The sequence below is a fragment of the Aquabacterium sp. genome, from assembly GCF_041909175.1.
GTDB lineage: Bacteria > Pseudomonadota > Gammaproteobacteria > Burkholderiales > Burkholderiaceae_C > Aquabacterium.
In genome coordinates this window covers 505,741-531,079 of record NZ_JAYRDZ010000001.1, presented here as the reverse complement: position 1 = coordinate 531,079, position 25,339 = coordinate 505,741, and the positions used below count along the sequence as shown (strand labels likewise).

Below are 25,339 nucleotides of genomic sequence, written 5' to 3'. Positions count from 1 at the left end.
AAGGCGTGACGGTTTATTGACGCTTAGTGGTGCACCATACGGACCCTGGCACTCCTGCTTTGTCACCATGCGCCCCGCCCTGACCCACCTGCTCTACCTTCACGGATTCCGGTCATCGCCTCACTCGACCAAGGCCCGGATGCTGGCCCACGCGGTGTCGCCGCAGCAACTGGGCGAGCGCGCTCCGCAGTGGGTCTGCCCCCAACTGCCGCCCTCGCCGGCACAGGCCGCAACAAACATCAGGTCGCTGATCGCCGGCTGGCCCGTCGACAGCATGATGGTGGTGGGCTCGTCACTCGGCGGCTTCTATGCAACCTGGGTGGCCGAGCTCACTGGCTGCGAGGCGGTGGTCATCAACCCGGCAGTGGCCCCCGCCCGAGATCTGGCAAAGCACATCGGGCAGCAAAGCCAGTTTCACGACCCGACCGACACGTTCTTCTTCCGCGCCGAATTCATTGATGAATTTCGCGCACTGGCCCCCTACCCCATCCGTCACGCTGATCGTTACCACGCACTGATCACAACAGGCGACGAAGTACTCGACTGGCGCGAGATGCGAGCCAGCTACCAAGGGGCTGACATCGCCCTCGTGGAAGGATCGGACCACGCGGTCACCGACTTCGCGTCACACCTGCCCACCGTGCTCAGGTGGCTGAGGATGACGCCGCAAGCTGATCTCGGGTAAAGGCATAGAGCCAGGCATCGCGTGGGTGAGGCGCCGCATGCGGGTGCGATAGTGCACGTCGGGCCAGCCCCTCACGGACAAAACCCGCGCGGCCCAACAGCCTTGCCGAGGGTTCATTGTCGACATCGCACCAGGCCTCCATACGCCAGACGTGGGGCAGCACCGCCCAGGCCTGCGCCAGAACCACCTCCACGGCCTCTTGCATGAGACCCTGCCCCTGTCTTGTCGGGCTCAGTACATAACCCAGGCGCATGACATGGGACGTCTCCGCAGGCAGGCTGGCCGGCTTGAGTTCAATCTGCCCGATGACCTGCCCCGACGTGCGGCACGTGAGCATCCAGACCCAGGCCACCCCCTTGAGCCATCGGTGGGTTTCATAGCTCAGCAAGCGCCGGGTTTCCTCAACCGACACCTGAACCGGCCAATCCAGAAAGCGCAGCACGTCGGCCCGTGCGCCATAGCCCGCAAAGACCTGCTCGGCGTCGCCTGGGCGAGGCTCCCGCAATATCAATCTTGCTGAGAACATTTGACGCGGCAACAACGACATGCTGTCGACACCGATCCAAAAACAAAGGGGCCCAACGGCCCCTCTTCAAACCAGAGCTTGATCGAAGAATCGGTCAGCGAGCCCGACGGCGACGCCATGCAGCGATACCAACAACGCCAAGCCCTGCCATTGCCAAGGCATAAGTCTCGGGCTCAGGCACCGTGCTGCGAATAGGCGCAGAGTACGGGCCGGCATGCGATAAGCCTTGATCACTGATGTGCTGAAAGGATACTTGCTGGCCGTGTCCATTTCCACCGGCATTGTTACCTTGCCCGGCGTTGCCGTGACCATTGTCACTCTTGCCCGCGGCAAAAGCGCTGCTAGACAACAGAACGGCCATCAATACAAAAGACATCGTGCGCTTCATTGCAACTCCCAGCCATATGCCCCATGCAGCACGCCTCAGGAATCGAGACAAAACATCTGCGAGCAACTTCATGATATTGAACGGGTAAACGGCGCGCACCCCCTAGCCAAGGGGGGCATAGGTATATTTCATTATACAAAACCCTACCAGGTGGCGATTCTTCGCAGCGTTCGGACACAGGCTCTCAGAATGCAGCCCGAAATGGGAGAATCGGGGTCCAACGTTCGACTTTTCAGATTTGATGTTTGCCCTTTTTGACGACGCCGGCAAGTTCCAGGCCGGCCGCGTGATGTCCGAAGCCGACAGCTCCATGCAGATTGAGCTGGATTCCGGCAAGCGCGTGAAGGTGAAAACCGCCAACGTGCTGATCAAGTTCGCCAAGCCCGCGCCAGCCGAGGTGCTGGCCCAAGGTGCAGCCATGGCCGCCGACATCGACGTGGACCTCGTCTGGGAGGTCGCCCCGGTCGATGAGTTCGGTTTCGAGGATCTGGCAAGCGAGTATTTCGGCGCCAGCCCGGATGCTGTCCAGCACGCCGCCATGCTGATCCGCCTGTTCGAGACACCGCACTACTTTCATCGCCGGGGCAAAGGTCGCTTCCGCAAGGCGCCGGAAGACATCCTCAAGCAGGCCCTGCTGGCCATCGAGCGCAAAAAACAGCAGGCCCTGCAGATCGAACAATGGGCAACCGACTTGGCCGCCGGTGCCTGTCCGCAACCGATTCGCGAACAGCTCTACAAGATTCTGTTCAAGCCGGACAAAAATGGTCCGGAATACAAGGCGGTGGTCGAAGCTGCCAAGCGCAGTCAACGTGCGCCGCTGGACCTGCTGAAAGACGCGGGCGCCATTGACAGCCCCTACCAGTTCCACTGGAAGCGATTCCTGTTCGAAAATTTCCCGAAGGGAACGGGTTTCCCGCCCCTGGAAGCCCCCCCGATCAAGGACGAGTTGCCGCTGGCCTCCGTGCAGGCCTTCTCGATCGACGACTCGATGACCACCGAGATCGACGACGCCTTGTCAGTGCAGGGACTGGGCACGGGCACCGTGACCTACGGCATCCACATCGCAGCACCGGGGCTCGCCATCCAGCCAGGCAGTGCGGTCGATCAGGTGGCACGTGGCCGCTATTCGACGGTCTACATGCCCGGGCACAAGATCACCATGCTGCCCGATGAGGTGGTGCAGCGCTACACCCTGCTGGAGGGACGCGACTGCCCGGCGGTCTCCCTTTATGTGAGCTTCGACGAGGCCACACTGGAACGCAAGAGCAGCGAAACCCGACTCGAACGGGTGCCCATTGCCGCCAACCTGCGGCACGACCAGTTGGACACCGTCATCACCGAAGCCAGCCTGACTGGCGAGGCTCCGGCTTCGTACGCCTTCGCTGCCGAGCTGGCCTTCGCTTTCCGGCTAGCTCGCCATCTGAAAGCCCAGCGCGAAGTCGTGCGCGGCAAGCCTGAAAACTTCAACCGGCCAGACTACACCTTCAAGCTGCTGGGTGCCGGCGGCGAGAACACCATGAGCGACGGCATCGAGCCCGCCGGCTCGGAACAGGTCGTGATCGGCACCCGTCAACGGGGTGCGCCGCTGGATCTGATCGTGGCCGAAGCCATGATCCTGGCCAACAGCACCTGGGGTGGCTGGCTGGCCGAACTGGGCGTGCCCGGCATCTACCGCAGCCAAGCCAGCCTGCAACCCGGCATCAAGGTGCGCATGGGCACCAAGGCCTTGCCGCACGCCGGCATGGGGGTGGCGCAGTACACCTGGGCCACCTCGCCACTGCGCCGCTACGTCGACCTGGTCAACCAGTGGCAGATCGTGGCCTGCGCCCGCAATGGCCGCACCGCAGCGCTGGTCGCACCGTTCAAGCCGAAAGACGCCGAGCTGTTCTCCATCATCTCCGGCTTTGACGGGGCTTACAGCACCTACAACGGCTTCCAGTCAAGCATGGAGCGCTATTGGACGCTGCGCTATCTGGCACAGAACCAGATCACCGAACTGGACTGTGCGGTCATGATCAATGGCCTGGTCCGCGCCGACACCCTGCCCCTGGTGTTCAAGGCCATCGGTGCGGACAACCTGCCTCGCCACAGCCGTGTGCGTGTGCGCGTCACCGGCGTCGATGAGCTCACCCTGGACGTGCATGCCAGCGTCGTGGCGCGCCTGGATGAAGCCCAGGCTGTCGAAGGCGACACCGAAGCGGACGAAGCCGATGAGGCACTCGACAATGCCGGTCCATTGACCCTCGCCATCGACGTCACCGACGCCGACACCCCTGCCACACCCAACCCAGAGGCCTGACCCCTGCCATGCTGACACGCATCCGCTCGGCGCTGACCCACCTGACCCTGCTGCAAACAGCACTGCTCATTTCGCTGGGACTGCATGCAGCCCTGCTGACTGTGCGGTTTGTCGACCCGGAGGGCTTCAACCGGGTGTTCAAGGACACCCCGCTGGAAGTGGTGCTGGTCAATGCCGCAGGCGAACAGGCGCCGGACAAACCTCAGGCCCTGGCGCAGCAGAATCTGGCGGGCGGTGGAGAAACCACGGGCCGGGCCACCTCCCCGCTCCCACCCACACAACACACGGAACAAGGTGATGCGCTGGAGGAAACGCAGCGCATGATCGAGCAGATGCAGGCGGAACAGCAGTTGCTGCTCACCCAGATCAAGAAGGAGTTGTCAGCCCTGCCGCCGCCACAGGCACAGCCTCGCACCGACAGTGCCCAGGCCCGCGCCGAGGAAGAGCGCCGCAAGCAGTTGACTGACCTGCTGGCTGAAATCGACAAGCGCATCCGGGAAGAAAACGCGCGGCCCAAGAAACGCTACCTGAGCCCGGCCACCATGAAGTCGGCCGATGCACTCTATTACAGCCACTTCCGCACCATCGTCGAGCGCGCCGGGACCGAACATTTCCCGACCTACCATGGCCAAAAGCTGTATGGCGAACTGATCATGGAAACCTGGTTGAACCGCAAGGGTGACGTGGTGGAGGCCGTGGTGCTGCGCAGCTCGGGCAACAAGACACTCGACAAGCTGGCGCGCTCCATCGTCAAGCAAGCCGGACCGTACGGCAACATCCCACCCGAAGTCAGCAGCGGCCACGATTTGCTGTTGATTGCTTCACGCTTCCGCTTCACCCGGGAAGCCGGCCTGGAGGCCACCAACCAGGCACCCGCCCCGACCGGCCTGTCGACCGCACCATGACCCACCCAGACCTTGCTGCACCCGCCCGCTATGCCGTGGCAGGCAACCCGGTCGAGCACAGCCGCTCGCCCGCCATCCATGCGCTCTTTGCTCAGGCCACCGGCCAGTCGGTCGACTATGGCCGGCTGCTGTGCCCGCTGGATGGTTTTGCCACCACCATCCGCGCCTTCGCCGCAGACGGAGCCCAAGGCTGCAACGTGACCGTGCCATTCAAGTTTGAAGCGTTCGAGCTGGCGGCACGCCGCACGCGTCGCGCCGAACTGGCGCAGGCGGCCAACACGCTGCGATTCGACCCCACAGCCCAAGGCGGCTGGCTGGCCGACAACACCGATGGGGCTGGCCTGGTACGCGACATCACCGTCAATGCCGGCGTGACGCTGACAGGCCAACGGGTGTTGCTGCTGGGCGCAGGCGGGGCCAGTGCGGGTGTACTGGGCCCCTTGATCGAATCGCGCCCCGCTGAAATCGTGGTGGCCAACCGAACCGTGGACAAGGCCAAAGACCTGGTCGCGCGACACCAGGCCTGGGCTGACGAACACGGTGTGGCGCTCCGTGCCTCGACGCTGGCCGATGTCGGCACCGGCTATGACGTGTTGATCAACGGCACCGCCGCCAGCCTGTCTGGCGGCGGTGTGCCGGTGCAAGGCCCAGTCCTCAAGGCGGGGGCGCTGGCTCTGGACATGATGTACGGCCCCGCTGCCCGGCCCTTCCTGCGCTGGGCGCAGGCACAAGGGGCCAACGGCCGTGACGGCCTGGGCATGCTGGTGGAGCAGGCAGCAGAAAGCTTCGCGCTATGGCGTGGTGTCCGCCCCGACACCGCGTCGGTGCTGGCCAGCTTGCGCGCCGAAGTAGACGCCTTGCCTGACGGGACCCACTGATGGGACGGATCGGACGACTCATCACCCTGGTGGTGCTGGCCGGACTGGCCTTGCAGCTCTATTTTCTGAGCCGAATCGGCATGATGGCGGTACTGGGCCCGCAATCGACCACCTTCCAGCGCAGCGAAGCCGTGCGCATCCTGTTTTCAAGTGGTCGCCTGCCCTGGGCTCAGGAGTGGCGCCCGGGCAGTCAGATCTCCGACAACCTCCGCCGCGCGGTGATCGCCTCGGAGGACGCGAATTTTGTCGATCACCATGGTGTCGAATGGGACGCACTGGAAAGTGCCTGGCGCCGCAACAGCCTGGCCCAGGCGAAAGTCGACAAGATCAAGGACCAGGCCCAGGCACGCTATGAGCGGGCTGTGGAGCGCGCCAGGAAACGCGGCCGCAAGCCGCCCGAACCACCCACGGCCACCCAGCAAGCCGCCGCCAAGGTGGTCGGCGGTTCCACGATCACGCAGCAATTGGCCAAGAACCTGTTCCTCAGCAGTGAGCGCAACTTCATCCGCAAAGGCCAGGAGTTCGTCATCACCTTCATGCTGGAGGGTCTGCTGAGCAAGGACCGCATCCTCGACATCTACCTCAACAATGTCGAATGGGGCGAAGGTGTGTTTGGCGCGCAGGCAGCTGCACGCCACTACTTCCATGTGGATGCGAGCCAGTTGGGTGCGATGCAGGCGGCTCGCCTGGCCGTGATGTTGCCGGCGCCCAAGCGCTTCGAGCAAAACCCGGGCTCCGGCTATATCCTGGGGCGCTCCGGCATGATCGCCGCACGCATGGGCAGCGTCGAGATTCCCTGAGCACCAGCGGGGGCATCACAGGTGCCCCACGCACTCAGCCGATCAGCGCCGGGTCGTGCCGCTACCACCCAGCAAGGCAGCCACCTTGCGCTTGGGCTTGATGAAACGCGACAGACCCGAACCAGCAGCGCCCCCAGGCGTCGGCTCGATCTTCTTGTCCCAGGTGGGGTCGGCATCTGAGGCCGGCTCATAGGGCTTGTCAAAGAACGGGTCCGCAGGGGCCTGACGGCGCACGGGCATGGCCGGCCGCGCCGCACGCGGTGCGCGGCTCTCCTCACCATAAGCCTGTTCACGCGGGTCATCGCCACGGCTGTCGCGACGGGGACGACGCATCACTTCAAACGGCTCGACCTCGGGCTTCTTCTTGATGAGCTTTTCGATATCGGCCATCAAGCGGGTATCAGAGCCGGTCACCAACGACACGGCCAGACCACTGGCGCCAGCGCGGCCCGTCCGGCCGATGCGGTGCACATAGTCTTCCGCATTGAAAGGAATGTCGAAGTTGAACACCGCCGGCAACGCCGCGATGTCAATGCCCCGCGCCGCCACGTCGGTGGCCACGAGCACCTCGACATCGCCCTTCTTGAAGGCGTCCAACGACTTCAGGCGCTCATCCTGGGATTTGTCACCGTGCAGTGCTGCGGTCTTCAGGCCATCGCGCTCGAATGCACGCGCCAGGCGCCCCGCACCGAGCTTCGAATTGACGAAGACGATGCACTGCTTGATGTCGCGGTCGCGGATGATCTGACGGATGGTCGCGCGCTTGTCATCTTCGTCGACCTTGTAAAAGCGTTGCTCCACCGTCGATGCCGTGGCATTGGGGCGGGCCACTTCGACCAGGATCGGATCCTGCAGGTAGCTCCCAGCCAGCTTCTTGATTTCTGGCGAGAACGTGGCAGAGAACAGCAGGGTCTGACGTTGCTTGGGCAAGTAGCTCAGGATGCGCTGCAGGTCAGGCAGGAAACCGATGTCGAGCATGCGGTCTGCCTCATCGAGCACCACGTACTCGACTTGCGACAGGTTGCAGTTCTTGGCCTCGATGTGGTCCAGCAGGCGGCCCGGCGTGGCAATCAGCACCTCGACCCCACCCTTGAGCTCGGCGGTCTGGGGCTTCATGTCGATGCCGCCGAACACCACTGCCACGCGCAGATTGGTCTGCTTGGCGTATGCCTTGACGTTGTTGGCCACCTGATCGGCCAGCTCACGCGTGGGCGCCAGCACCACCGCACGCACAGGGTGGCGCGCAGGCGACATGCTCGCGTTCTCGTGCTTGAGCATCTTTTGCAGCAGCGGAATCGAGAAGGCGGCCGTCTTGCCCGTGCCGGTCTGGGCCGCACCCATGACATCACGCCCAGCCAGCACCACCGGAATGGCCTTGGCCTGGATCGGGGTCATGGCGGCGTAGCCCTGTGCCTCGATCGCGCGCAACAGTTTGGGATCGAGGGGCAGGGTGTCGAATCGGGCGGGAGCCTCGGGGGCGGCTGCCTCGGGCAGCGGCGCGGCCGTATCGGCCGGCGTGGAAGATTGTGAATTCATTGAGTGCGGATTATCCGCTTGTTGCTGCATTTTTGCGCAGGTTCAGAAAAACAGCGTGCTCAGAAGGTGTATCCGACCTGGGTCTGGACACCCCCGTTGGCCGCCTCGGCCTGCTCCAACAGGCGCAGCAGCGGGCCCAGGCCTTGATAGCGAGCGCACACTTTGTGGGCATACGTCCAGACGCGGGGGATGTCGTTCAGGTAGCCGCGCTTGCCGTCGCGAATGGCCAGACGGGCAAAAATACCCAGCACTTTCAGGTGGCGCTGCAGCCCCATCCACTCGACATCGCGCCAGAAAGCGCCAAAGTCGGCGTCTACCGGCAAGCCAGCCTTGCGGGCGCGCTCCCAATAGCGCACGGCGTAGTCGATCTGCACATCCTCATCCCACATCACGTAGGCATCACGCAGCAGCGAAACCAGATCATAGGTCAGCGGGCCCACCACGGCATCCTGAAAATCGAGCACGCCTGGGCGAGCCGAGGCGTCGTCCGGGTCGACCATCAGATTGCGGCTGTGGTAGTCGCGGTGCACCAGCGCCACCGGCTGGGCCAGCACCTGCGATTTGATCAGTGCAAAGGTGTTGTCCAGCATCGTCAGCTGATCGTCCGACAGCTTCAGTCCACGCAACTGGGTCAGGTACCACTGGGGGAACAGATCCAGTTCACGCTGAAGCAGGGCATCGCCATAGGGCGCCAGGTCGGCCGGTGCTGCCACCCGCTGCAACACGATCAACTCGTCGAGGGCGGCCCGGTATCGGGTCACATTGCCGGCCAGATGCGGCTGGTCCACATCGAGCGTGGACAGGAACGTGGTGTGCCCCAGGTCGGTCAGGAGCATGAAGCCCTGCGCTTCATCCCAGGCCAGCACTTCCGGCACCCGCACGCCACCGGCATGGAGCAGGCGAGCCATGGTCACAAAAGGATGGCAGTTTTCGTGCTGGGGTGGCGCATCCATGATGATGCGCGAAGCCCCCGTCGCCCCCCCCTGGGCATCCACCCGGAAATACCGACGGAAACTGGCGTCGGCACTGGCTGAGCGCACAGATTCAGGCACCAGCCCGTGAACAGGCGCCAACCCATGCAGCCAGGCATGGAAAGCAGCCTCGCGGGCCGGATCTGCCCAGATGATGGGCTCAGAATTGGAAGAAGTTGCAGAAGGAACACTCATTGCCGAAACAATCCGGCGCGAAGTGGGCCGGCCCCATGAAATAATCAGCCGATTGTAGGCAAGGCCGCCCATGCGGTGCTGCCCTCTTTTACCAGGACTGCGCCCGCCCGACACCGTGACCCGCCGCACCGTACGCCCCTTGTCCCTGAGCTGGACCCCCGTTGCCATCGCTGCCGCCCTTGTGGCGACCCAAATGGCTGGTCGACATGCCCATGCCGCAGATGCCGCACAGCCTGCTGCTGCAGCCTCCGCCCCGTCGTCGGACGAAATCGAGCAACTGCGCTCGACATTCAACCTGACGGTCCCGGTGGCCGGCAAAAAGCGCAGCAACCAGCTGCCGCTGTATTTCGAAGCCGACCACGTCGAAGGGCACACCGACGACAAGATGAAGGCCACCGGCACGGTCAAACTGCGCCAGGGCGACATCGCCATGCGCACGGACGAGGTGACCTACACCCAGGCCAACGACACGGCTCACGCTGTCGGCCGCGTCCGCATCACCCGTCAAGGCGATGTGTTCGTCGGCCCTGAGCTGACGCTCAAGCTCGACACGCTGGAAGGCGAATTCATCCGCCCCAGTTACTGGTTTGGGCGCACGGCAGCGGGCGGCCGCGCCAACCTGATCGAGTTCCTGGGGTCGAACCGCTTGCGCGCCACGCAGGCCACCTACAGCAGTTGCACGCCCAACGACCTGCCTGACGGCAGCCCTGGCTCGCCTGACTGGGTGCTGAGCACCAGCCAGGTCGACATGGACTTTGACGCCAATGAAGGGCGCGCGCAAAACGCCGTCATCCGCTTCCTGGGTGTGCCGATCCTCGCTGCGCCGGTGTTGACTTTCCCCCTTCGGGACGAGCGCAAATCCGGCTGGCTGGCACCGTCTTTCGATGTGGATAACAAGGCCGGCTTCGAACTGGCGGTTCCCTACTACTGGAACATCGCGCCGAACCAGGACATGACGCTGACCCCGAGCATGTCGACACGACGCGGCGGTGGCGCCGATGTCGAATACCGATACCTGACGCCCGAATACCGCGGCACCTTGCATGTCGCCGGCCTGCCATATGACCAAGTTGCTGGCGAAGCACGGGGCATGGTCGACTACCAGCATCAGGGCGTGGTCACCGAGTCCGACTCCCCCACCCTGACCAATTACGAGCTGCGCTGGCGCCGAGTGTCAGATGACGACTACTGGAAGGACTTCTCGGGCGAGTTGCCATCGTTGACCCCCCGTCTTTATGACAGCCATGCCAGTGTCGAGCGACAGCTCAACACCCGTAACTGGGGGCTGGGTGCCAGCCAGACCACGCTGTATGCGAACGTACAGACGTGGCAGACCTTGCGTGACATGGACACGCTGGGTGACCCCAGCACGCAAATCACGGCCCCCTACCGCAGAGAACCCCAGATGGGCGTGCGCAGTCGAAGCACCTCCGAGAGCGGCTGGACCTGGCAGATGCAAGGCGAGTTCAACCGCTTCACGAATGAAGATGCCACCAAGGTGGCTGGCAACCGCTTGCATGCCATCGGTCAGGTCGAGCGCACCTTCGGCGACCTCAATGGCTACACGCTCACACCACGCCTCAGTGTGCGCAGCGTGAACTATTCGCTCGACGGCAACACGACCACCTCGACCCGCGAGGCGTCCCTGACCGTGCCGACATTCAGCCTGGACGGCAACGTCACGTTCGAGCGCAACACCACGCTGTTTGGTCACGACATGGTGCAGACGCTGGAGCCGCGTGCCATGTACGTCTACACACCCTACCGCAAGCAGTCGAACCTGCCCTTGTTCGACACGGCTCAGCGCGACTTCAATCAATACTCGATCTTCTCGGAAAGCGACTTCACCGGCATGGATCGCATCAACGATGCGAACCAGTTGACCCTGGGTGTCACGACCCGCTGGCTAGACCCCAAGGATGGCGCCGAGGCGGTGCGCCTGGGCGTGGTTCAAAAGGTCTTGTTTGCAGACCAGCGCATCACCCCCAACGACGGTGCCCCCATCACCCAGCGCCTGTCCGACCTGCTGCTGTTGGCGTCTACCAACATTGCACAGCACTGGTTTGTGGACAGCACACAGCAGTCCAGCGCACAGGGCCACCAGAACCAGCGCACCACCATGAGCCTGCGCTACACGCCGGCCGACTGGCATACCGTGAGCCTGAGCTACCGTTACGCCCGCGACAGCAGTGAGCAGGTGGACCTGGGCTGGCAGTGGCCCCTCAGCCGCAACTTCACGCCGCCGACGCAAACCATGGCCCAGCAGGCGGCCAGCGCATCGGCATCCCTCAATTTCGATGGCCACCGCACAGGTGGCACCGAATGCAAGGGAACCTGGTACAGCGTCGGGCGTCTGAGCTACAGCATGCGCGACGAACACATGACCGATGCCCTGGTCGGCTTCGAATACGATGCTGGTTGCTGGATTGGCCGGATCGTGGCGCAGCGCTCCCTCACGGGCAGCGACGCCAGTACCAAGTTCATGTTCCAGCTCGAGCTCGTCGGCTTGTCCCGCCTGGGCTCCAGCCCCTTGCACCGTTTGAAGAACGACATCCCAGGGTACAAACTGCTGCGTGACGACAACAGCATGTTCATCCCCGCCAACTCCACGTCTGACCAGACCGATGACTGATTTCTCCAAGCACTCCCTCACCCAGGCCGCCTCCGGTGTGGGTCATCGCCTGCTGTCTACCCTGATGCTGGGGTTGGCCTTGCTGACCGCCGGGCAACAGCCCGCACTGGCGCAAGGCTTCCGCCTGGACTCCACCCCGACCCTGGGCGGTGGCCTGGGCAGCCCTGGCAGCCTCAGCACGCAATTGAGTCTGCCCGGTGCGCCCAGCACGGCGGACTACATCGTGGCCGTGGTCAACCAGGAACCCATCACCCATCAGGACATCGAGAAGCGGGTCAGCCGCATCATCGCGACCGCAGCGCCAGGTGCGCGTCTGCCGAACCGCGATGAGCTGCGCCGTCAGGTACTTGACGCACTGATCGACGAAAAAGTGCAACTTGGGCAGGCCAAGACACTGGGCATGGACATTTCTGACAGCGAGCTCGACGCCGCGGTCGAAAACATCGCCACGCAAAACCAGTTGAGCCTGTCTGAACTGCGTGCGCGCATGAAGCAGGATGGCCTCGACTTTGACCGCTATCGCAGCAGCCTCAAGGAACAAATGCTGCTCGAGCGGGTGCGTGCCCGTGAAGTGACAAGCCGCATCCAGATCAGCGATGAGGACATCGATGCCTTTTACGCTGGAACCAACGCCGCTGGTGTGGCCTACAACCTCGCCCACATCCTGATCCCCGTTCCGGAGAAGGCCAGCTCTGCGCAAATTGAAGCCCTGCGCGTCCAGGCTGAGGACCTGCGGGCACGTGCGGCACGCGGTGAAAGCTTCAGCGAGCTGGTCAAGGCCTACTCGGGTGACCCCACCACCAAGGCCCAAGGCGGCGTGATCGGCATGCGGCCTGCCACCCGCCTGCCCGATGTGTTCGTCGATGCGGTCAAGGACGTCAAGGTGGGTGGCATTGCCCCTGTCGTGCGTTCATCAGCCGGCTTCCATGTGGTCAAGCTGGTCGAGCGTGAAAACACGGCCAAGGCGACTTACACGCAACAGCGTGCCCGCCACATCCTCCTGCGCACATCGGCCACGCTCACGTCGGATCAGGCCAAGGCGCGCATGAATGAGATCCGACGCCAGATCGTGGACGGCCAGGCCAGTTTTGCGCAGATGGCACGCCAGTACTCCGAAGATGGCAGCGCCATGCGTGGTGGCGATCTGGGTTGGGCCTCCCCCGGCCAGTTTGTGCCAGAGTTCGAACAAGCCCTCAGCGCCCTGCAACCCGGACAGGTGTCGCAGCCCGTCGTGTCCCGCTTTGGCGTTCACCTGATTCAGCTCATCGAGCGCCGCGAAGTGGCCCTGAGCGACCAGCAAAAGCGGGAAGCTGCCCGCTCTGTGCTGCGCGAGCAGCGCTTTGACGCCGCCTACGATGAATGGGCTCGTGAATTGCGTGCTGCGGCCTGGGTGGAAATGCGCGATGCCCCCTGATCATCGCCACGGGGCCAAGGGCCCTTCCAGGGGCCCTCGCCCGCAACAAGGCCATGTCGCGCGCAAGCGTTTCGGCCAGCACTTTCTGTCTGACGATGGCGTGATCGACGACATCGTGCGGGCCATCAACCCCCGGCCCGGCCAGGCATTGGTCGAAATTGGCCCTGGTCTCGGGGCCATGACCAACCCGGTGGTCGACCGTTCCGAACGCCTCACCGTGGTGGAACTGGACCGCGATCTGGCAGCCCGCCTGCGCAAGCGGCCGGAATTGACCGTGGTCGAGTCCGACGTGCTGAAGGTCGACTTTGGTGCGCTGGCTCAGGCGGCCGGGCAGAAGCTGCGCATCATCGGCAACCTGCCCTACAACATCTCCACCCCCATCCTGTTTCACCTGCTGCCCTGGGCCGACCAGGTGGAAGACCAGCATTTCATGCTGCAAAAGGAAGTGGTGGACCGCATGGTGGCCAGCCCTGGCAGCAAGGACTATGGCCGACTCAGCGTGATGCTGCAGTGGCGCTACGACATGGAAAACGTCGTCGATGTGCCGCCTGAGGCATTCGATCCGCCGCCCAAGGTTGACTCTGCTGTGGTGCGCATGGTGCCATGGCCGGAAGTGGCCGCCATCGATTCGGACCGCCTGGGTGAACTGGTGGCCACGGCGTTCTCGCAGCGCCGCAAGATCCTGCGGCACACCCTCGGGGCCTGGATCGAGAAGCAGGGGCTGGTAACCGACTTCGACCTGCAGCGCCGGGCGGAAGAGGTGCCCGTCGCCGAATACGTGGCCCTGGCTCGCCTGAGCCCCTCGCCGACCTGAGCCACTGGCTACACTGACGGGATGCAGCGCTACCTCGTCGGTGGCGCCGTGCGTGACCGCCTGCTGGGCCGCCCCTGTGGCGACCGGGACTGGGTCATCGTCGGCGCGACACCTGAACAACTGATCGAACAGGGCTTTGTCCCTGTTGGCCGCGACTTCCCTGTCTTTCTCGACCCGCTCACCCGGGAGGAGTGCGCGCTGGCGCGCACCGAGCGCAAGACCGCGCCCGGCTACCACGGCTTTGTCTTCCACACATCCCCGGACGTCACCCTCGAAGAGGACCTGGTCCGCAGAGACCTCACCATCAATGCCATGGCAGAAGATGGGGAAGGCCATGTCATCGACCCCTATGGGGGGCAGCCCGATTTGCAGGCCAAGGTGCTGCGTCACGTGTCCCCCGCATTCGGCGAGGACCCGGTTCGCATCCTCCGCCTGGCCCGCTTTGCGGCACGCTTCCATGATTTCAGCATCGCGCCGGAAACCATGGCCCTGATGTCGGAGATGGTCCGACAAGGTGAGGTCGATCACCTGGTTGCCGAGCGGGTATGGCAGGAACTCGCCCGCGGGCTGATGGAGGAGCGCCCCTCTCGCATGCTGGAGGTGTTGCGTGCCTGCGGAGCCCTGCAAAGGCTGCTCCCCGAAGTAGATCGGCTATGGGGTGTACCGCAACGCGCCGAATACCACCCGGAAGTCGACACCGGCGTGCACCTGATGATGGTGCTGGACATGAGCGCCCAACTGGGCTGCAACCTGGCTACGCGTTTCGCCTGCCTCGGACACGACCTGGGCAAAGGCAACACGCCTGCGGATGTGCTACCCCGCCACATTGGGCATGAAGGGCGCAGCGTGAAGCTGCTCAAGGTTGTCTGCGAGCGCTTGCGGGTGCCGGTCGAGTGCCGGGAGTTGGCAGAAGTCGTGGCCCGCGAGCACGGGCACATTCATCAGAGTGCTGCGCTGGGTGCGGCAGCTTTGCTGCGTTTGCTGGAGCGCTGCGATGCCATCCGCAAGCCAACGCGCTTCCACGACGTGCTGATGGCCTGCGAGGCCGATGCACGTGGGCGACTGGGATTCGAGCAGACGGCCTATCCGCAAGCTGCTCGGCTGCGCGAGGCGCTGGCCCTGGCGCTGGCGGCCGACGCGAATGCGGCTGCACAGGAAGCGGTGGCACGGGGACTCAAAGGCCCAGCCATCGGCGACGCCATCCGACAGGTTCGAGAGGCGGCCCTGAAGCCATTGTCTGGCTGACTGAGAACACGGAAACAGAAGGCCAAAAGCCCCCGTGCCCGACATCGGCACGGGGGAAAAGGCAATGCTTGAAGGTACTGCTAACTAGCGATCAGTCGGCTTGCTTGCGCAGGAAGGCCGGGATCTCGATCTCATCCATGCCATTGCTGGCCAGCGCATCTACCTTGGCTGCTGCCTGGGTACGACCACTGCGCCACACGCTGGGCGTGTTCATGCCGCTGAAGTCGTGTGCCGGAGCGGCATGGCCCATGGCTGGTGCACCACCCACAGCCTGGCCAACGGGTTGCGTCAGCACCGGGATGTTGTCGGTACCCGTGCGGGCGTAGACCTGGGTCTGCGGGGCGCTGTGCACCACGGTCATCGGGGCTTGCTGACGCTTGGCGCCGCTCAAGCCGGTCGCGATCACGGTCACGCGCAGGGCGTCACCCAGGGTCTCGTCATAAGCGGTACCGTAGATCACGTGGGCATCATCGGCCGCATAGCGACGGATGGTGTTCATGGCATTGCGCGACTCGGACAGCTTGAAGTTGGCCTTGCCTGCAGCGATCAGCACCAGCACACCGCGTGCGCCGGACAGGTCGATGCCTTCCAGCAGCGGGCAAGCCACGGCAGCTTCAGCAGCCTTGTTGGCACGGTCCGGGCCGGTGGCAGTTGCCGTGCCCATCATGGCCTTGCCAGGCTCGCTCATCACGGTCTTGACGTCTTCAAAGTCAACGTTCACCAGGCCCGGGATGTGGATGATGTCGCTGATACCACCGACAGCATTCTTCAGCACGTCGTTGGCTTCAGCAAAAGCATCTTCCTGGGTGACATCGTCGCCCAGCACTTCCAGCAGCTTCTCGTTGAGCACCACGATCAGCGAGTCCACATTGGCTTCCAGCTCGGACAGGCCGGCGTCGGCCTGCTTCATGCGGCGGTTGCCTTCAAATTCGAACGGCTTGGTCACGACACCCACGGTCAGGATGCCCATCTCCTTGGCGACGCGCGCGATCACCGGTGCGGCACCCGTGCCGGTACCGCCACCCATGCCGGCCGTGATGAACACCATGTGGGCGCCATCGAGTGCGGTACGGATCTGGTCGACAGCCTCTTCAGCTGCAGCGCGGCCGGCTTCCGGCTTGGCACCGGCCCCCAGACCCGTGCTGCCCAGTTGCAGCTGCACGCCGGCCGTCGAGCGGTTCAGCGCTTGCGAGTCGGTGTTGGCGCAAATGAACTGCACGCCTTGCACACCCTTGTCGATCATGTGGTCCACGGCGTTGCCGCCGCCACCGCCCACGCCGATCACCTTGATCTGCGTTCCCATGTCGAAGCTTTCAATCATTTCAATAGGCATGTCGTACCTCCGTTATATCAAGCAGTTGCCAGTCAAATGTGATGAAGATCTGTGTCTTCAGAAATTACCAATGAACCAATCGCGGACCTTTCCGAACAGGCCCTGAACCGAGCCTGCCTTCTGAGCCGCTTTCATGCCGCGCATGCGCGCCAGCCTTGCTTCTTCGAGCAAGCCCATGACCGTGGCCGAGCGGGGGCTCGCCACCATGTCGTGCAGTGCGCCCGCGTACAAGGGCAGCCCCTTGCGCACGGGTTTGAGGAAGATGTCTTCGGCCAGCTCGACCATGCCCGGCATGACCGCCGAACCACCGGTCAGCACGATGCCCGACGACAGCAGTTCCTCGTAACCGGACTCGCGGATCACCTGGTGGACCAGCGAGAAGATTTCCTCGACGCGCGGCTCGATCACGCCGGCCAGCGCCTGGCGCGAGAGCATGCGGGGGGCGCGGTCACCCAGGCCCGGCACCTCGACTTGCTCGTTCGGGTCGGCCAGCAGCTGCTTGGCCACGCCGAAGTCGACCTTGATGTCTTCTGCGTCCTTGGTAGGCGTGCGCAGGGCCATGGCGATGTCACTCGTGATGAGGTCGCCCGCAATGGGAATGACCGCCGTGTGGCGGATGGCGCCATCGGTGAAGATGGCCACATCGGTGGTGCCGGCACCGATGTCAACCAGGGCCACGCCCAGCGATTTTTCATCGTCGGTCAGCACGGCTGCGCTGGAAGCACTGGGGTTGAGTACCAGCTGTTCGGCCTCCAGCCCGCAGCGTCGCACGCACTTGACGATGTTCTCTGCCGCGCTCTGGGCACCGGTCACGATGTGCACCTTCACCTCCAGCCGGCCACCACTCATACCGATGGGCTCTTTCACCTCATGGCCGTCGATGATGAATTCCTGGGGCTCGACCAGCAGCAGGCGCTGGTCGTTGGGGATGTTGATGGCCTTGGCGGTTTCCACCACGCGCTGCACGTCGATCGGCGCGACTTCCTTGTCCCGCACGATGACCATGCCGGTGCTGTTCTGCCCACGGATGTGGCTGCCTGTGATGCCCGTCCAGACGCGGCTGATCTTGCAGTCGGCCATCAGCTCGGCTTCCTTGAGCGCCTGCTGGATGGACTGCACGGTGGCGTCGATGTTGACGACCACGCCACGCTTGAGACCGTGACTCGGCGATACACCGAGGCCGGCGAGTCGCAAGTCGCCGCCAGGCAGGACTTCGGCCACAACCGCCATCACTTTGGCGGTGCCGATGTCGAGTCCGACAACCAGATCCTTGTATTCCTTGGGCATGGTGTGTGTACTTGAGTCGATTTAAGGTTTCTTGGGCGCCACGGGCGGCTTGCTGCCTTTGGTTTCCTGGGAGGTGCTCACGCCGCGCAAGCGCACGGCATAACCTTCCGGGTAACGCAGATCGGCATAGACCAGCGGTGCGGGGTATTGACGGTGCAGTACCGGCAGCGTGCGCACAAAGCGCTCGATGCGGGCCTGCAATTCTTCAGCGTTGCCTCGGCCAAGCTCGAGGTTCGCATCGTTGTCCAGCTCGACGCTCCAGGACCCGCGGTCGGTGAGCTGCAGGGTGTCGATGTCTCCCTGCAAGGGCTGCACCAGGGGTTGCAAGCGGTGCAGCATATCCAGCATGACGCGGGCTTCGTCGGGTGTGGGGTTGGCCGGGGCTGCCAGTGTGGGCAAGGGCTCGTCTTCCACGTCACCGATGTTGGCGTCAAAGACCTCGCCATAGGTATTGACCAGCTCGTCTTCACGGTCCGCATGGTGCCAGTAGGCAGCAGGGCGATGCTCTTCGAGCGTGACGCGCAACTCGTTCGGCCAGATGCGCCGCACGACCGCATGGCGCACCCACGGGAGCGCCTCGAAGGTGTCACGTGCACGCGCCAGGTCGATGGTGAAGAAGCCGCCTTTCAGATGGGGCAGCACATTGGCACGGACCGTGGCGAGGTTGTTGCGTTGCAGATCGCCTTCCACCGAGATGCGGCGGATGTCGAAGTAGGCCTGCCTCGACCACTTGATCAGACCCGCAGCCACCAGCAAGACCACCAATGCGGCGGCCAGTGCGGCGGCGGCAGCATTCATCCAGCGGATGTCCTGAGGCATCTCGCGGGGGTGGTTGAGGGCGGCAGCGGCTTGCATGGTCCGTGTCGTTCGTCAGGCCTGGTTCTGCACCGCATCCAGCGAAGCCGATGCGAGCAGGTGCAGACAAAGTTGTTCGTAGCTCAGGCCAGCCACGCGGGCCGACATGGGCACCAGGGAGTGGCCGGTCATGCCCGGCGAGGTGTTGATCTCCAGCAGGAAGGGCTGGCGATCCGTACGGCGGATCATCACGTCGGCGCGCGCCCAGCCCCGGCAACCGAGTGCCTTGAAGGCACGCAGCACTTCGCGCTGGACTTCGGCCTCTTCGTCAGCGTCCAGTTCGCTCGGGCACAGGTACTTCACGTCGTCGGTGAAATACTTGTTCTGATAGTCGTAGTTGCCACCTGGCGCGACGATGCGGATCACGGGCAAGGACGTGGCCTGCCCATTGACCACCAGCACCGGGCAGGTGGTTTCTTCGCCGTCGATGAACTGCTCGCACAAGACCTCGGGGTCATGCTGTGCGGCGGCGGCGTATGCTGCGGCGCATTGCGCGGCATCGGTCACCTTGGTCAGGCCGATCGACGAGCCTTCGCGCGCCGGCTTGACAATCATGGGGGCTCCCAGCGCGATGAGCGCCTGGGCACAATCTTCCGCGCTCGAGACCATGCGCCAGTCTGGTGTCGGCAGACCTTCGAAGCGCCAGATGCGCTTGGTCATGATCTTGTCCATCGCGATGGACGAAGCCATCACACCGGAGCCGGTGTAAGGAATCTTCAGCAGCTCCAGCGCGCCTTGCACGGTGCCATCTTCCCCGCCACGTCCGTGCAGGGCGATGAAAACCCGGTCCACGCCTTCGGTCTTGAGTTCCTGCAAGGGACGCTCGGCAGGATCAAAGGCGAAGGCATGGACGCCTTGCGACTGCAAGGCCTTGAGGACGCCCGCACCGGACATCAGCGATACCTCGCGCTCGGCCGAGGTGCCACCAAACAGGACGGCCACCTTGCCCAGCGAACGCGGGTCCACGGTAGAGGGGGTCAGGTGAACTTGACTCACGCTGCGTTACTCCTTCAGCAGGTCAACGACCTTGGCTGGCACGGCTCCGATGGAGCCCGCACCCATGCAGATGACGACGTCGCCATCACGGGTGTTTTGTGCCACGGCCTCCGGCAGGTCGTTCACGTTGTCGACAAACACGGGCTCGACCTTGCCCGCGACGCGCAGGGCACGCGTCAAGGCGCGGCCGTCAGCCGCCACGATGGGGGCTTCTCCGGCCGCGTAGACCTCGGTCAGCAGCACGGCATCCGATGTGCCCAGCACCTTCACGAAGTCTTCGAAACAATCACGGGTGCGGGTGAAGCGATGCGGCTGGAAGGCCAGCACCAGCCGACGCCCAGGAAAGGCACCGCGCGCCGCAGCGATCACTGCAGCCATCTCCACCGGGTGGTGCCCGTAGTCGTCGATCAAGGTGAACTTGCCGCCGTCAGCCGAGCGGCATTCGCCATAGCGCTGGAAGCGTCGGCCCACCCCGGTGAAGCTGGCCAGTGCACGCACAATGGCTTCATCCGGCAGATCAAGTTCGGTCGCCACGGCGATGGCCGCCAGCGCATTGCGCACGTTGTGGACGCCAGGCAGGTTCAAGGTCACCGGCAAGTCGGGCAGGGTATGCCCATTGCGACGCTGCACCACAAACTGCATCTGGCCACCAGGCAAGGCCTGCACGTCCACTGCGCGCACCTGCACGCCGTCGTCCAGACCATAGGTGACCACCGGGCGCGAGACCAGCGGAATGATCGAGTGCACACCCGGATCGTCAGCGCAGAGGATGGCCGCGCCATAAAACGGCATGCGGTGCAGGAAGTCCACAAAGGCGTGCTTCAGGCGCGCGAAGTCATGGCCATAGGTGTCCATGTGGTCGGCGTCGATGTTGGTGACGACGGCCAGCACGGGCATCAGGTTCAGGAAGGACGCATCGGACTCATCCGCTTCGACCACAATGAACTCGCCCTTGCCCAGGGCCGAGTTGGCGCCGGCGCTGTTGAGCTTGCCGCCAATCACGAACGTCGGGTCCACGCCGGCCTCGGCCAGGATGGACGTGACCAGGGAGGTCGTGGTCGTCTTGCCGTGGGTGCCAGCGATGGCGATGCCCTTGCGCAGGCGCATCAACTCGGCCAACATCACCGCGCGCGGCACCACCGGAATACGCTGCGCACGGGCAGCGATCACCTCGGGGTTGTCGCCCTTGACCGCGGTGGACGTCACCACCGCATCGGCACCTGCGATGTGGGCAGCGTCGTGCCCCACAAACACCTTGATGCCCAGGCTGGCCAGGCGGCGCGTGGTGGCCGAGTCGGCCTGGTCGGAACCCGACACGATGTAGCCCAGGTTGTGCAGGATCTCGGCGATGCCGCTCATGCCCGCACCACCGATGCCGACGAAATGGATGTTCTTGACGGCGTGCTTCATGCGGACGCCCCCTTTGCGTTGGTCTTCACCAGTTGTTCGATTTCATCGGCCACCGCCCCGGCCGCACGTGGGCGGCCGAGCGCGCGGGCCTTGATGGCCATGTCCAGCAGACCGGCGCGCGTGAGCCCCTTCAGGCGCTCGGCCAGGTTGTCGGCGTTCAGGTCGGACTGCGGCAGGTGCACCGCGGCACCGTGTGCGGCCATGTACTCGGCGTTGTCCTTCTGGTGCGAGGTCGTCGACAACACCAGGGGCACCAGAATGGATGGCACCCCGGCAGCGCACAGCTCACTGACGGTGATGGCCCCGGCGCGGCACACCAGCAGATCGCAATCAGCCAGGCGATGCGCCATGTTGTTGATGAAAGGCACCACTTCGACCTCGCGGACCGGGTCCATGTCCAGGCGCTTGTAGGCGGCCTTTACGGCATCGAAGTTCGCCATGCCCGTCTGGTGCGTCACCTTCGGACGCTCACCCGGCGGGATCTGAGCCAGGGCGGCAGGCAGGGCTTCATTGAGCACCCGGGCCCCGAGGCTGCCGCCAACCACCAGAATCCGCAAGGGGCCTTCCCGGCCGGCAAAGCGCTGCTCGGGACCAGCAATGGCCTCGATGTCGGCTCGCACCGGGTTGCCCGTCACCCGGGCACGCTTGCCCTTCGCGGCCGGGCCATCGAAGCCGAAGGCAATGACGTTCGTGATGGGCGCCAGCGCCCGGTTGCTCAACAGCATGGCGGCATCGGCATTGACCAGCACCAGGGGCAGACCACGCAGTTTGGCCATCAGACCGCCGGGGAAGCAGACATAGCCCCCCATGCCCAGCACCGCATCAGCCTGACGCTTGCGCAGGATGCGGAAGCACTCGATGAAGGCCTTGAGCATCAGGAAGGCGCCCTTGATGGCATGCCCCAGCCCCTTGCCACGCAGCCCCTTGAAGCTGATGGTGTCGAGCTCGATGCCGGCGGGCGGCACGAGGCGGTGCTCCATGCCATCTTCGGTCCCCAGCCAGGACACCGTCCAGCCACGGCTTTGCAACTCCTTGGCCACGGCCAGCCCAGGCATGATGTGGCCGCCCGTTCCAGCGGCCATGATGACGAGGTGACGAGGCTTGCTCATGCGCGCCCCCCTCTCATCAGTTGTCGATTTTCAATGTCCACACGCAACACGATTGCCAATGCCACGCAGTTGAGCATCACGCCCGAACCGCCATAACTCATCAGGGGCAGGGTCAGACCCTTGGTCGGCAGCACGCCGAGGTTCACACCCATGTTGATGAAGGCCTGCCCACCCATCCAAACGCCCACACCCTGGGCCACCAGGCCCGAAAACACGCGATCCAGCGCAATGGCCTGACGTCCGATGTGGAACAGCCGACGCACCATCCAGAAGAACGCCGCGATCACGATGGCCACGCCGACAAAGCCCAGTTCCTCACCGATCACGGCCAACAGGAAGTCGGTGTGGGCCTCAGGCAGGTAATGCAGCTTCTCGACGCTGGAGCCCAGTCCTTCACCAAATACCTCGCCCCGACCGAATGCGATCAACGAGTGAGTCAACTGGTAGGCCTTGCCCAGCGCGTTCTTTTCGGTCCAGGGGTCCAGGTAGGCGAAGATGCGCTCGCGCCGCCATGGACTCAGGGTCACCATCAGCACGAAGGCGCCCACCAGCACAGCGGTGATCAGGAAGAACATCCGGCCATTCACACCGCCGAGGAACAGGATGGCCATGGCAATCGCGGCGATCACCATGAAGGCGCCCATATCGGGTTCAGCCAGCAGCAACAGGCCGACCACGGCCACGGCCACGGCCATGGGTGCGACCGCACGGAAGAAGTGCTCCTTCACTTCCATCTTGCGCACCATGTAGTCAGCCGCGTACAAGGTGATCGCCAGCTTCGCCAGTTCGGAGGGCTGGAAGTTCATGATGCCCAGAGGCAGCCAGCGGCGTGCCCCATTGACACCCTTGCCGACGTGGGGGATCAGCACCAGCACCAGCAGCATCAACGCGGTCACGAACAGCCATGGCGCCAGGCGCTCCCAGGTGTCCATCGGGATCTGCGTCACCACGGCGGCCACCAGTGCCGCCAGCACCAAAGAGAAGATGTGGCGGGTGAAGAAAAAGGTGGGCGTGTAGGCCGAAAACTTCGGGCTGTCAGGCAAGGCAATCGAAGCCGAATACACCATGACCAGGCCGAGCGCCAGCAAGGCGAGCACCACCACGACCAGTGGCTGGTCGAAGCCCATCAGCGTCGAGGGGCGCGAGGTGATCCTGACCGAATCACGCACAGGCAAGGCACCGCCATCGCCGTCCCGGGAGGACAGGCGGGCACGCAGACCTTGCAGCCATGCCATCGGATTCAGGGCGCGCTCGCTCATGCCATCTCCCCAGCGTCGTGCGCCAGTTCGCGCACGGTGTCGATGAACACCTGCGAGCGATGGGCGTAGTTGCGGAACATGTCGAGACTGGCGCAGGCCGGGCTGAGCAACACCGCATCGCCGGGCACCGCCTGATCGAAAGCCCAGCGGGTCGCGTCCTCCAGCGTCGGCAGGGTGGCCATCACCAGAGGCAATCCAAGCGGGGTGGTCAGCCCGTTCAACACGTCAGCCAGGGCCGGCGCGTCACGGCCGATCAGGGCCACGGCACGGGTGTAGCGGCTCACGGGCTCGGCCAGTGGCGCAAAGTCCTGCCCCTTGCCATCGCCACCCAGGATGACGATGAGCTTGCCCGGCGACAGATCGGCACCGAGGCCCAGCAACGCTGCCACGGTGGCGCCGACGTTGGTGCCCTTGCTGTCGTCGATGGCGTCCACACCGCCGACCGTGGCCACATGCTCGACCCGATGCGGTTCGCCACGGTATTCGCGCAGTCCATGCAGCATGGGTGCCAGCGGGCAGCCGATCGCGGTGGTCAGCGCCAGGGCAGCCAGGGCGTTCGATGCATTGTGGCGACCACGGATGCGCAAGGCATCCGCCGGCATCAGGCGCTGCAGCACGATCTCTTCTTCTTCGCCCTTCTTGCGCTTGATGGTCGGGTCAGCTTCACGGGCACGAACCAGCCAGGCCATGCCGCTTTCCACCACCAGGCCGAAGTCGCCTGGGTTGCGGGGGGCATCCAGCCCGAATCGCACCACCTGGCGATGCACGGTGCGGGCAGGGCGACCGCGGACACCGGACTTGATCACCTCTGGTGGCGGCACCATGGCTTCGACCAACGGCTCATCGCGGTTGATGACCATCACGGCCTGCTTGCCATAGATGCGGGCCTTGGCATCGGCGTAGGCCTGCATGGAGCCGTGCCAATCCAGGTGGTCCTGTGTGACGTTGAGCACCACGGCCGCGCTGGGCTCGAAGTTGCTTACCCCATCCAGCTGGAAGCTGGACAACTCCAGCACCCAGACATCGGGCAACACCGAGAACACCGGCTCGGCTGGCGCGGGTGGCTTCAAGGCCACGGGCGCGGCATCCTCATCGTCCGAGAGCGTTTCCGGGGCCGGCTCATCGAGCGCCTCATCAACAGCGGTCTCTTCGCGGGCTGACTCGCCGCTCAACGGCGCGGCTTCCGGTACGTCCAAATCCGCAGCGGGAGCCGATCCAGGTGACAGCGCGTCACCCGCAGCGTCTTCAACGACAGGCTGCGCCTCGGGCTCCTGCTCCAGCGCCACACGCAAAGTATCCAGCAAGGTCGGGCCGATGTTGCCCGCCAGCCCCACGCGCTTGCCACACCGCTCAACCAACTGGGCGGTCAGCGAGGTGGTAGTGGTTTTGCCATTGGTGCCGGTGATGGCGAGCACCTTCGGTGCATAGCCACGCTCGGTCTTCAGGTCGGCCAGGGCCGATGCGAACAGCGACAGCTCGCCTCGCACGGGCACACCCAGCTCATCGGCACGCGCCCACAGGGCTGCGACCTCCGGGGCATGGGGGGCCAGGCCCGGGCTCTTCAAGACCAGGTTCACGCCGTCCAGCAGGGCGGGCGACAAGCCATGGTGCAAAGTGGCTGCGGGCACGTCTTGCGCCAGTGTGGCCGCTTGCGGCGGATTGGCTCGGGTATCGGCTACGCGCACCTGTGCGCCACACCGGGCGCACCAGCGCGCCATGGCCAAGCCCGAGTCACCCAGACCCAGGATCAGCACAGTGAGGTCACGTAGATAGTGCATGGTGAGCGCGTTCAGTGGTTTGAA

At 64.3% G+C, this 25,339-nt stretch carries 21 protein-coding genes; 9 read left to right on the top strand and 12 right to left on the bottom strand.

Features of this window, described 5'->3' with window-relative positions:
• Positions 1 to 67 precede the first annotated feature (67 nt).
• Positions 68 to 685: a YqiA/YcfP family alpha/beta fold hydrolase gene (locus ACE3PH_RS02320; protein WP_374316100.1), complete on the top strand. Its 618-nt coding sequence runs from the start codon at positions 68 to 70 to the stop codon at positions 683 to 685.
• Here ACE3PH_RS02320 and ACE3PH_RS02315 read toward each other — a convergent pair.
• Entirely contained in the window at positions 645 to 1,190 is a 546-nt protein-coding gene (locus ACE3PH_RS02315) for a GNAT family N-acetyltransferase (protein ID WP_374316098.1), read from the bottom strand. The genes ACE3PH_RS02320 and ACE3PH_RS02315 overlap by 41 nt on opposite strands.
• Before the next feature lie 115 nt (positions 1,191 to 1,305).
• Positions 1,306 to 1,599, bottom strand: a complete 294-nt coding sequence (locus tag ACE3PH_RS02310) for a PEP-CTERM sorting domain-containing protein (protein ID WP_374316096.1) — start codon at positions 1,597 to 1,599, stop codon at positions 1,306 to 1,308.
• Positions 1,600 to 1,840: 241 nt separating this feature from the next.
• On the opposite strand from ACE3PH_RS02310, the gene ACE3PH_RS02305 reads away from it, so the two are divergent.
• Genes ACE3PH_RS02305 through ACE3PH_RS02290 form a run of 4 tightly spaced genes read left to right on the top strand, consistent with a single transcriptional unit; the run spans position 1,841 to position 6,481 of the window.
• Complete coding sequence (locus ACE3PH_RS02305) at positions 1,841 to 3,898, top strand: ribonuclease catalytic domain-containing protein (protein WP_374316094.1); 2,058 nt, start codon at positions 1,841 to 1,843, stop codon at positions 3,896 to 3,898.
• A gap of 8 nt (positions 3,899 to 3,906) precedes the next feature.
• A complete protein-coding gene (locus ACE3PH_RS02300) occupies positions 3,907 to 4,803 on the top strand; it encodes an energy transducer TonB (RefSeq protein ID WP_374316092.1) in 897 nt (298 codons plus the stop codon).
• Complete coding sequence (aroE, locus tag ACE3PH_RS02295; RefSeq protein ID WP_374316090.1) at positions 4,800 to 5,681, top strand: shikimate dehydrogenase; 882 nt, start codon at positions 4,800 to 4,802, stop codon at positions 5,679 to 5,681. The genes ACE3PH_RS02300 and aroE overlap by 4 nt, the downstream gene beginning before the upstream one ends.
• Positions 5,681 to 6,481 carry a transglycosylase domain-containing protein gene (locus ACE3PH_RS02290; RefSeq protein ID WP_374316088.1) on the top strand — a complete coding sequence of 267 codons (801 nt, stop codon included), beginning with the start codon at positions 5,681 to 5,683 and terminating at the stop codon, positions 6,479 to 6,481. The genes aroE and ACE3PH_RS02290 overlap by 1 nt, the downstream gene beginning before the upstream one ends.
• A 42-nt stretch (positions 6,482 to 6,523) precedes the next feature.
• Here the strand turns inward: ACE3PH_RS02290 and ACE3PH_RS02285 are convergent, their stop codons facing one another.
• Both ACE3PH_RS02285 and ACE3PH_RS02280 read right to left on the bottom strand, forming a co-directional pair.
• Positions 6,524 to 8,017 carry a DEAD/DEAH box helicase gene (locus ACE3PH_RS02285; protein ID WP_374316086.1) on the bottom strand — a complete coding sequence of 498 codons (1,494 nt, stop codon included), beginning with the start codon at positions 8,015 to 8,017 and terminating at the stop codon, positions 6,524 to 6,526.
• Between the two features lie 59 nt (positions 8,018 to 8,076).
• The gene (locus ACE3PH_RS02280) at positions 8,077 to 9,183 is read right to left on the bottom strand and encodes an aminoglycoside phosphotransferase family protein (RefSeq protein ID WP_374316084.1); all 1,107 of its coding nucleotides are present in this window, start codon (positions 9,181 to 9,183) and stop codon (positions 8,077 to 8,079) included.
• A gap of 193 nt (positions 9,184 to 9,376) precedes the next feature.
• On the opposite strand from ACE3PH_RS02280, the gene ACE3PH_RS02275 reads away from it, so the two are divergent.
• The 4 genes from ACE3PH_RS02275 to ACE3PH_RS02260 are packed head-to-tail and all read left to right on the top strand — an operon-like array spanning position 9,377 to position 15,288.
• Positions 9,377 to 11,815, top strand: coding sequence for an LPS-assembly protein LptD (locus tag ACE3PH_RS02275; RefSeq protein ID WP_374316082.1), 2,439 nt, complete (start codon positions 9,377 to 9,379; stop codon positions 11,813 to 11,815).
• Positions 11,808 to 13,229 (top strand): peptidylprolyl isomerase, encoded by a 1,422-nt coding sequence (locus tag ACE3PH_RS02270; protein WP_374316080.1) that lies wholly within the window; start codon positions 11,808 to 11,810, stop codon positions 13,227 to 13,229. The genes ACE3PH_RS02275 and ACE3PH_RS02270 overlap by 8 nt, the downstream gene beginning before the upstream one ends.
• Complete coding sequence (gene rsmA / locus ACE3PH_RS02265; protein WP_374316078.1) at positions 13,219 to 14,043, top strand: 16S rRNA (adenine(1518)-N(6)/adenine(1519)-N(6))-dimethyltransferase RsmA; 825 nt, start codon at positions 13,219 to 13,221, stop codon at positions 14,041 to 14,043. Before ACE3PH_RS02270 ends, rsmA begins: the two co-directional genes overlap by 11 nt.
• A gap of 21 nt (positions 14,044 to 14,064) precedes the next feature.
• Positions 14,065 to 15,288, top strand: a complete 1,224-nt coding sequence (locus ACE3PH_RS02260) for a multifunctional CCA addition/repair protein (protein ID WP_374316076.1) — start codon at positions 14,065 to 14,067, stop codon at positions 15,286 to 15,288.
• A gap of 91 nt (positions 15,289 to 15,379) precedes the next feature.
• Here ACE3PH_RS02260 and ftsZ read toward each other — a convergent pair whose 3' ends face one another.
• From ftsZ to murD, 8 genes are read right to left on the bottom strand one after another with little or no spacing between them, the layout of a single operon-like run.
• Positions 15,380 to 16,621: a cell division protein FtsZ gene (gene ftsZ / locus ACE3PH_RS02255; protein WP_374316074.1), complete on the bottom strand. Its 1,242-nt coding sequence runs from the start codon at positions 16,619 to 16,621 to the stop codon at positions 15,380 to 15,382.
• Between the two features lie 57 nt (positions 16,622 to 16,678).
• Entirely contained in the window at positions 16,679 to 17,908 is a 1,230-nt protein-coding gene (gene ftsA / locus ACE3PH_RS02250) for a cell division protein FtsA (protein ID WP_374316072.1), read from the bottom strand.
• Positions 17,909 to 17,929: 21 nt separating this feature from the next.
• Positions 17,930 to 18,763: a cell division protein FtsQ/DivIB gene (locus ACE3PH_RS02245; protein ID WP_374316070.1), complete on the bottom strand. Its 834-nt coding sequence runs from the start codon at positions 18,761 to 18,763 to the stop codon at positions 17,930 to 17,932.
• A 15-nt stretch (positions 18,764 to 18,778) separates the two neighbouring features.
• The gene (locus tag ACE3PH_RS02240) at positions 18,779 to 19,759 is read right to left on the bottom strand and encodes a D-alanine--D-alanine ligase (RefSeq protein WP_374316068.1); all 981 of its coding nucleotides are present in this window, start codon (positions 19,757 to 19,759) and stop codon (positions 18,779 to 18,781) included.
• Between the two features lie 6 nt (positions 19,760 to 19,765).
• A complete protein-coding gene (gene murC / locus ACE3PH_RS02235) occupies positions 19,766 to 21,169 on the bottom strand; it encodes a UDP-N-acetylmuramate--L-alanine ligase (protein ID WP_374316066.1) in 1,404 nt (467 codons plus the stop codon).
• Complete coding sequence (gene murG / locus ACE3PH_RS02230) at positions 21,166 to 22,278, bottom strand: undecaprenyldiphospho-muramoylpentapeptide beta-N-acetylglucosaminyltransferase (RefSeq protein WP_374316064.1); 1,113 nt, start codon at positions 22,276 to 22,278, stop codon at positions 21,166 to 21,168. Before murG ends, murC begins: the two co-directional genes overlap by 4 nt.
• Positions 22,275 to 23,537: a putative lipid II flippase FtsW gene (ftsW, locus tag ACE3PH_RS02225; RefSeq protein ID WP_374316062.1), complete on the bottom strand. Its 1,263-nt coding sequence runs from the start codon at positions 23,535 to 23,537 to the stop codon at positions 22,275 to 22,277. Before ftsW ends, murG begins: the two co-directional genes overlap by 4 nt.
• Entirely contained in the window at positions 23,534 to 25,315 is a 1,782-nt protein-coding gene (gene murD / locus ACE3PH_RS02220; RefSeq protein WP_374316059.1) for a UDP-N-acetylmuramoyl-L-alanine--D-glutamate ligase, read from the bottom strand. The genes ftsW and murD overlap by 4 nt, the downstream gene beginning before the upstream one ends.
• Positions 25,316 to 25,339: the final 24 nt, after the last annotated feature.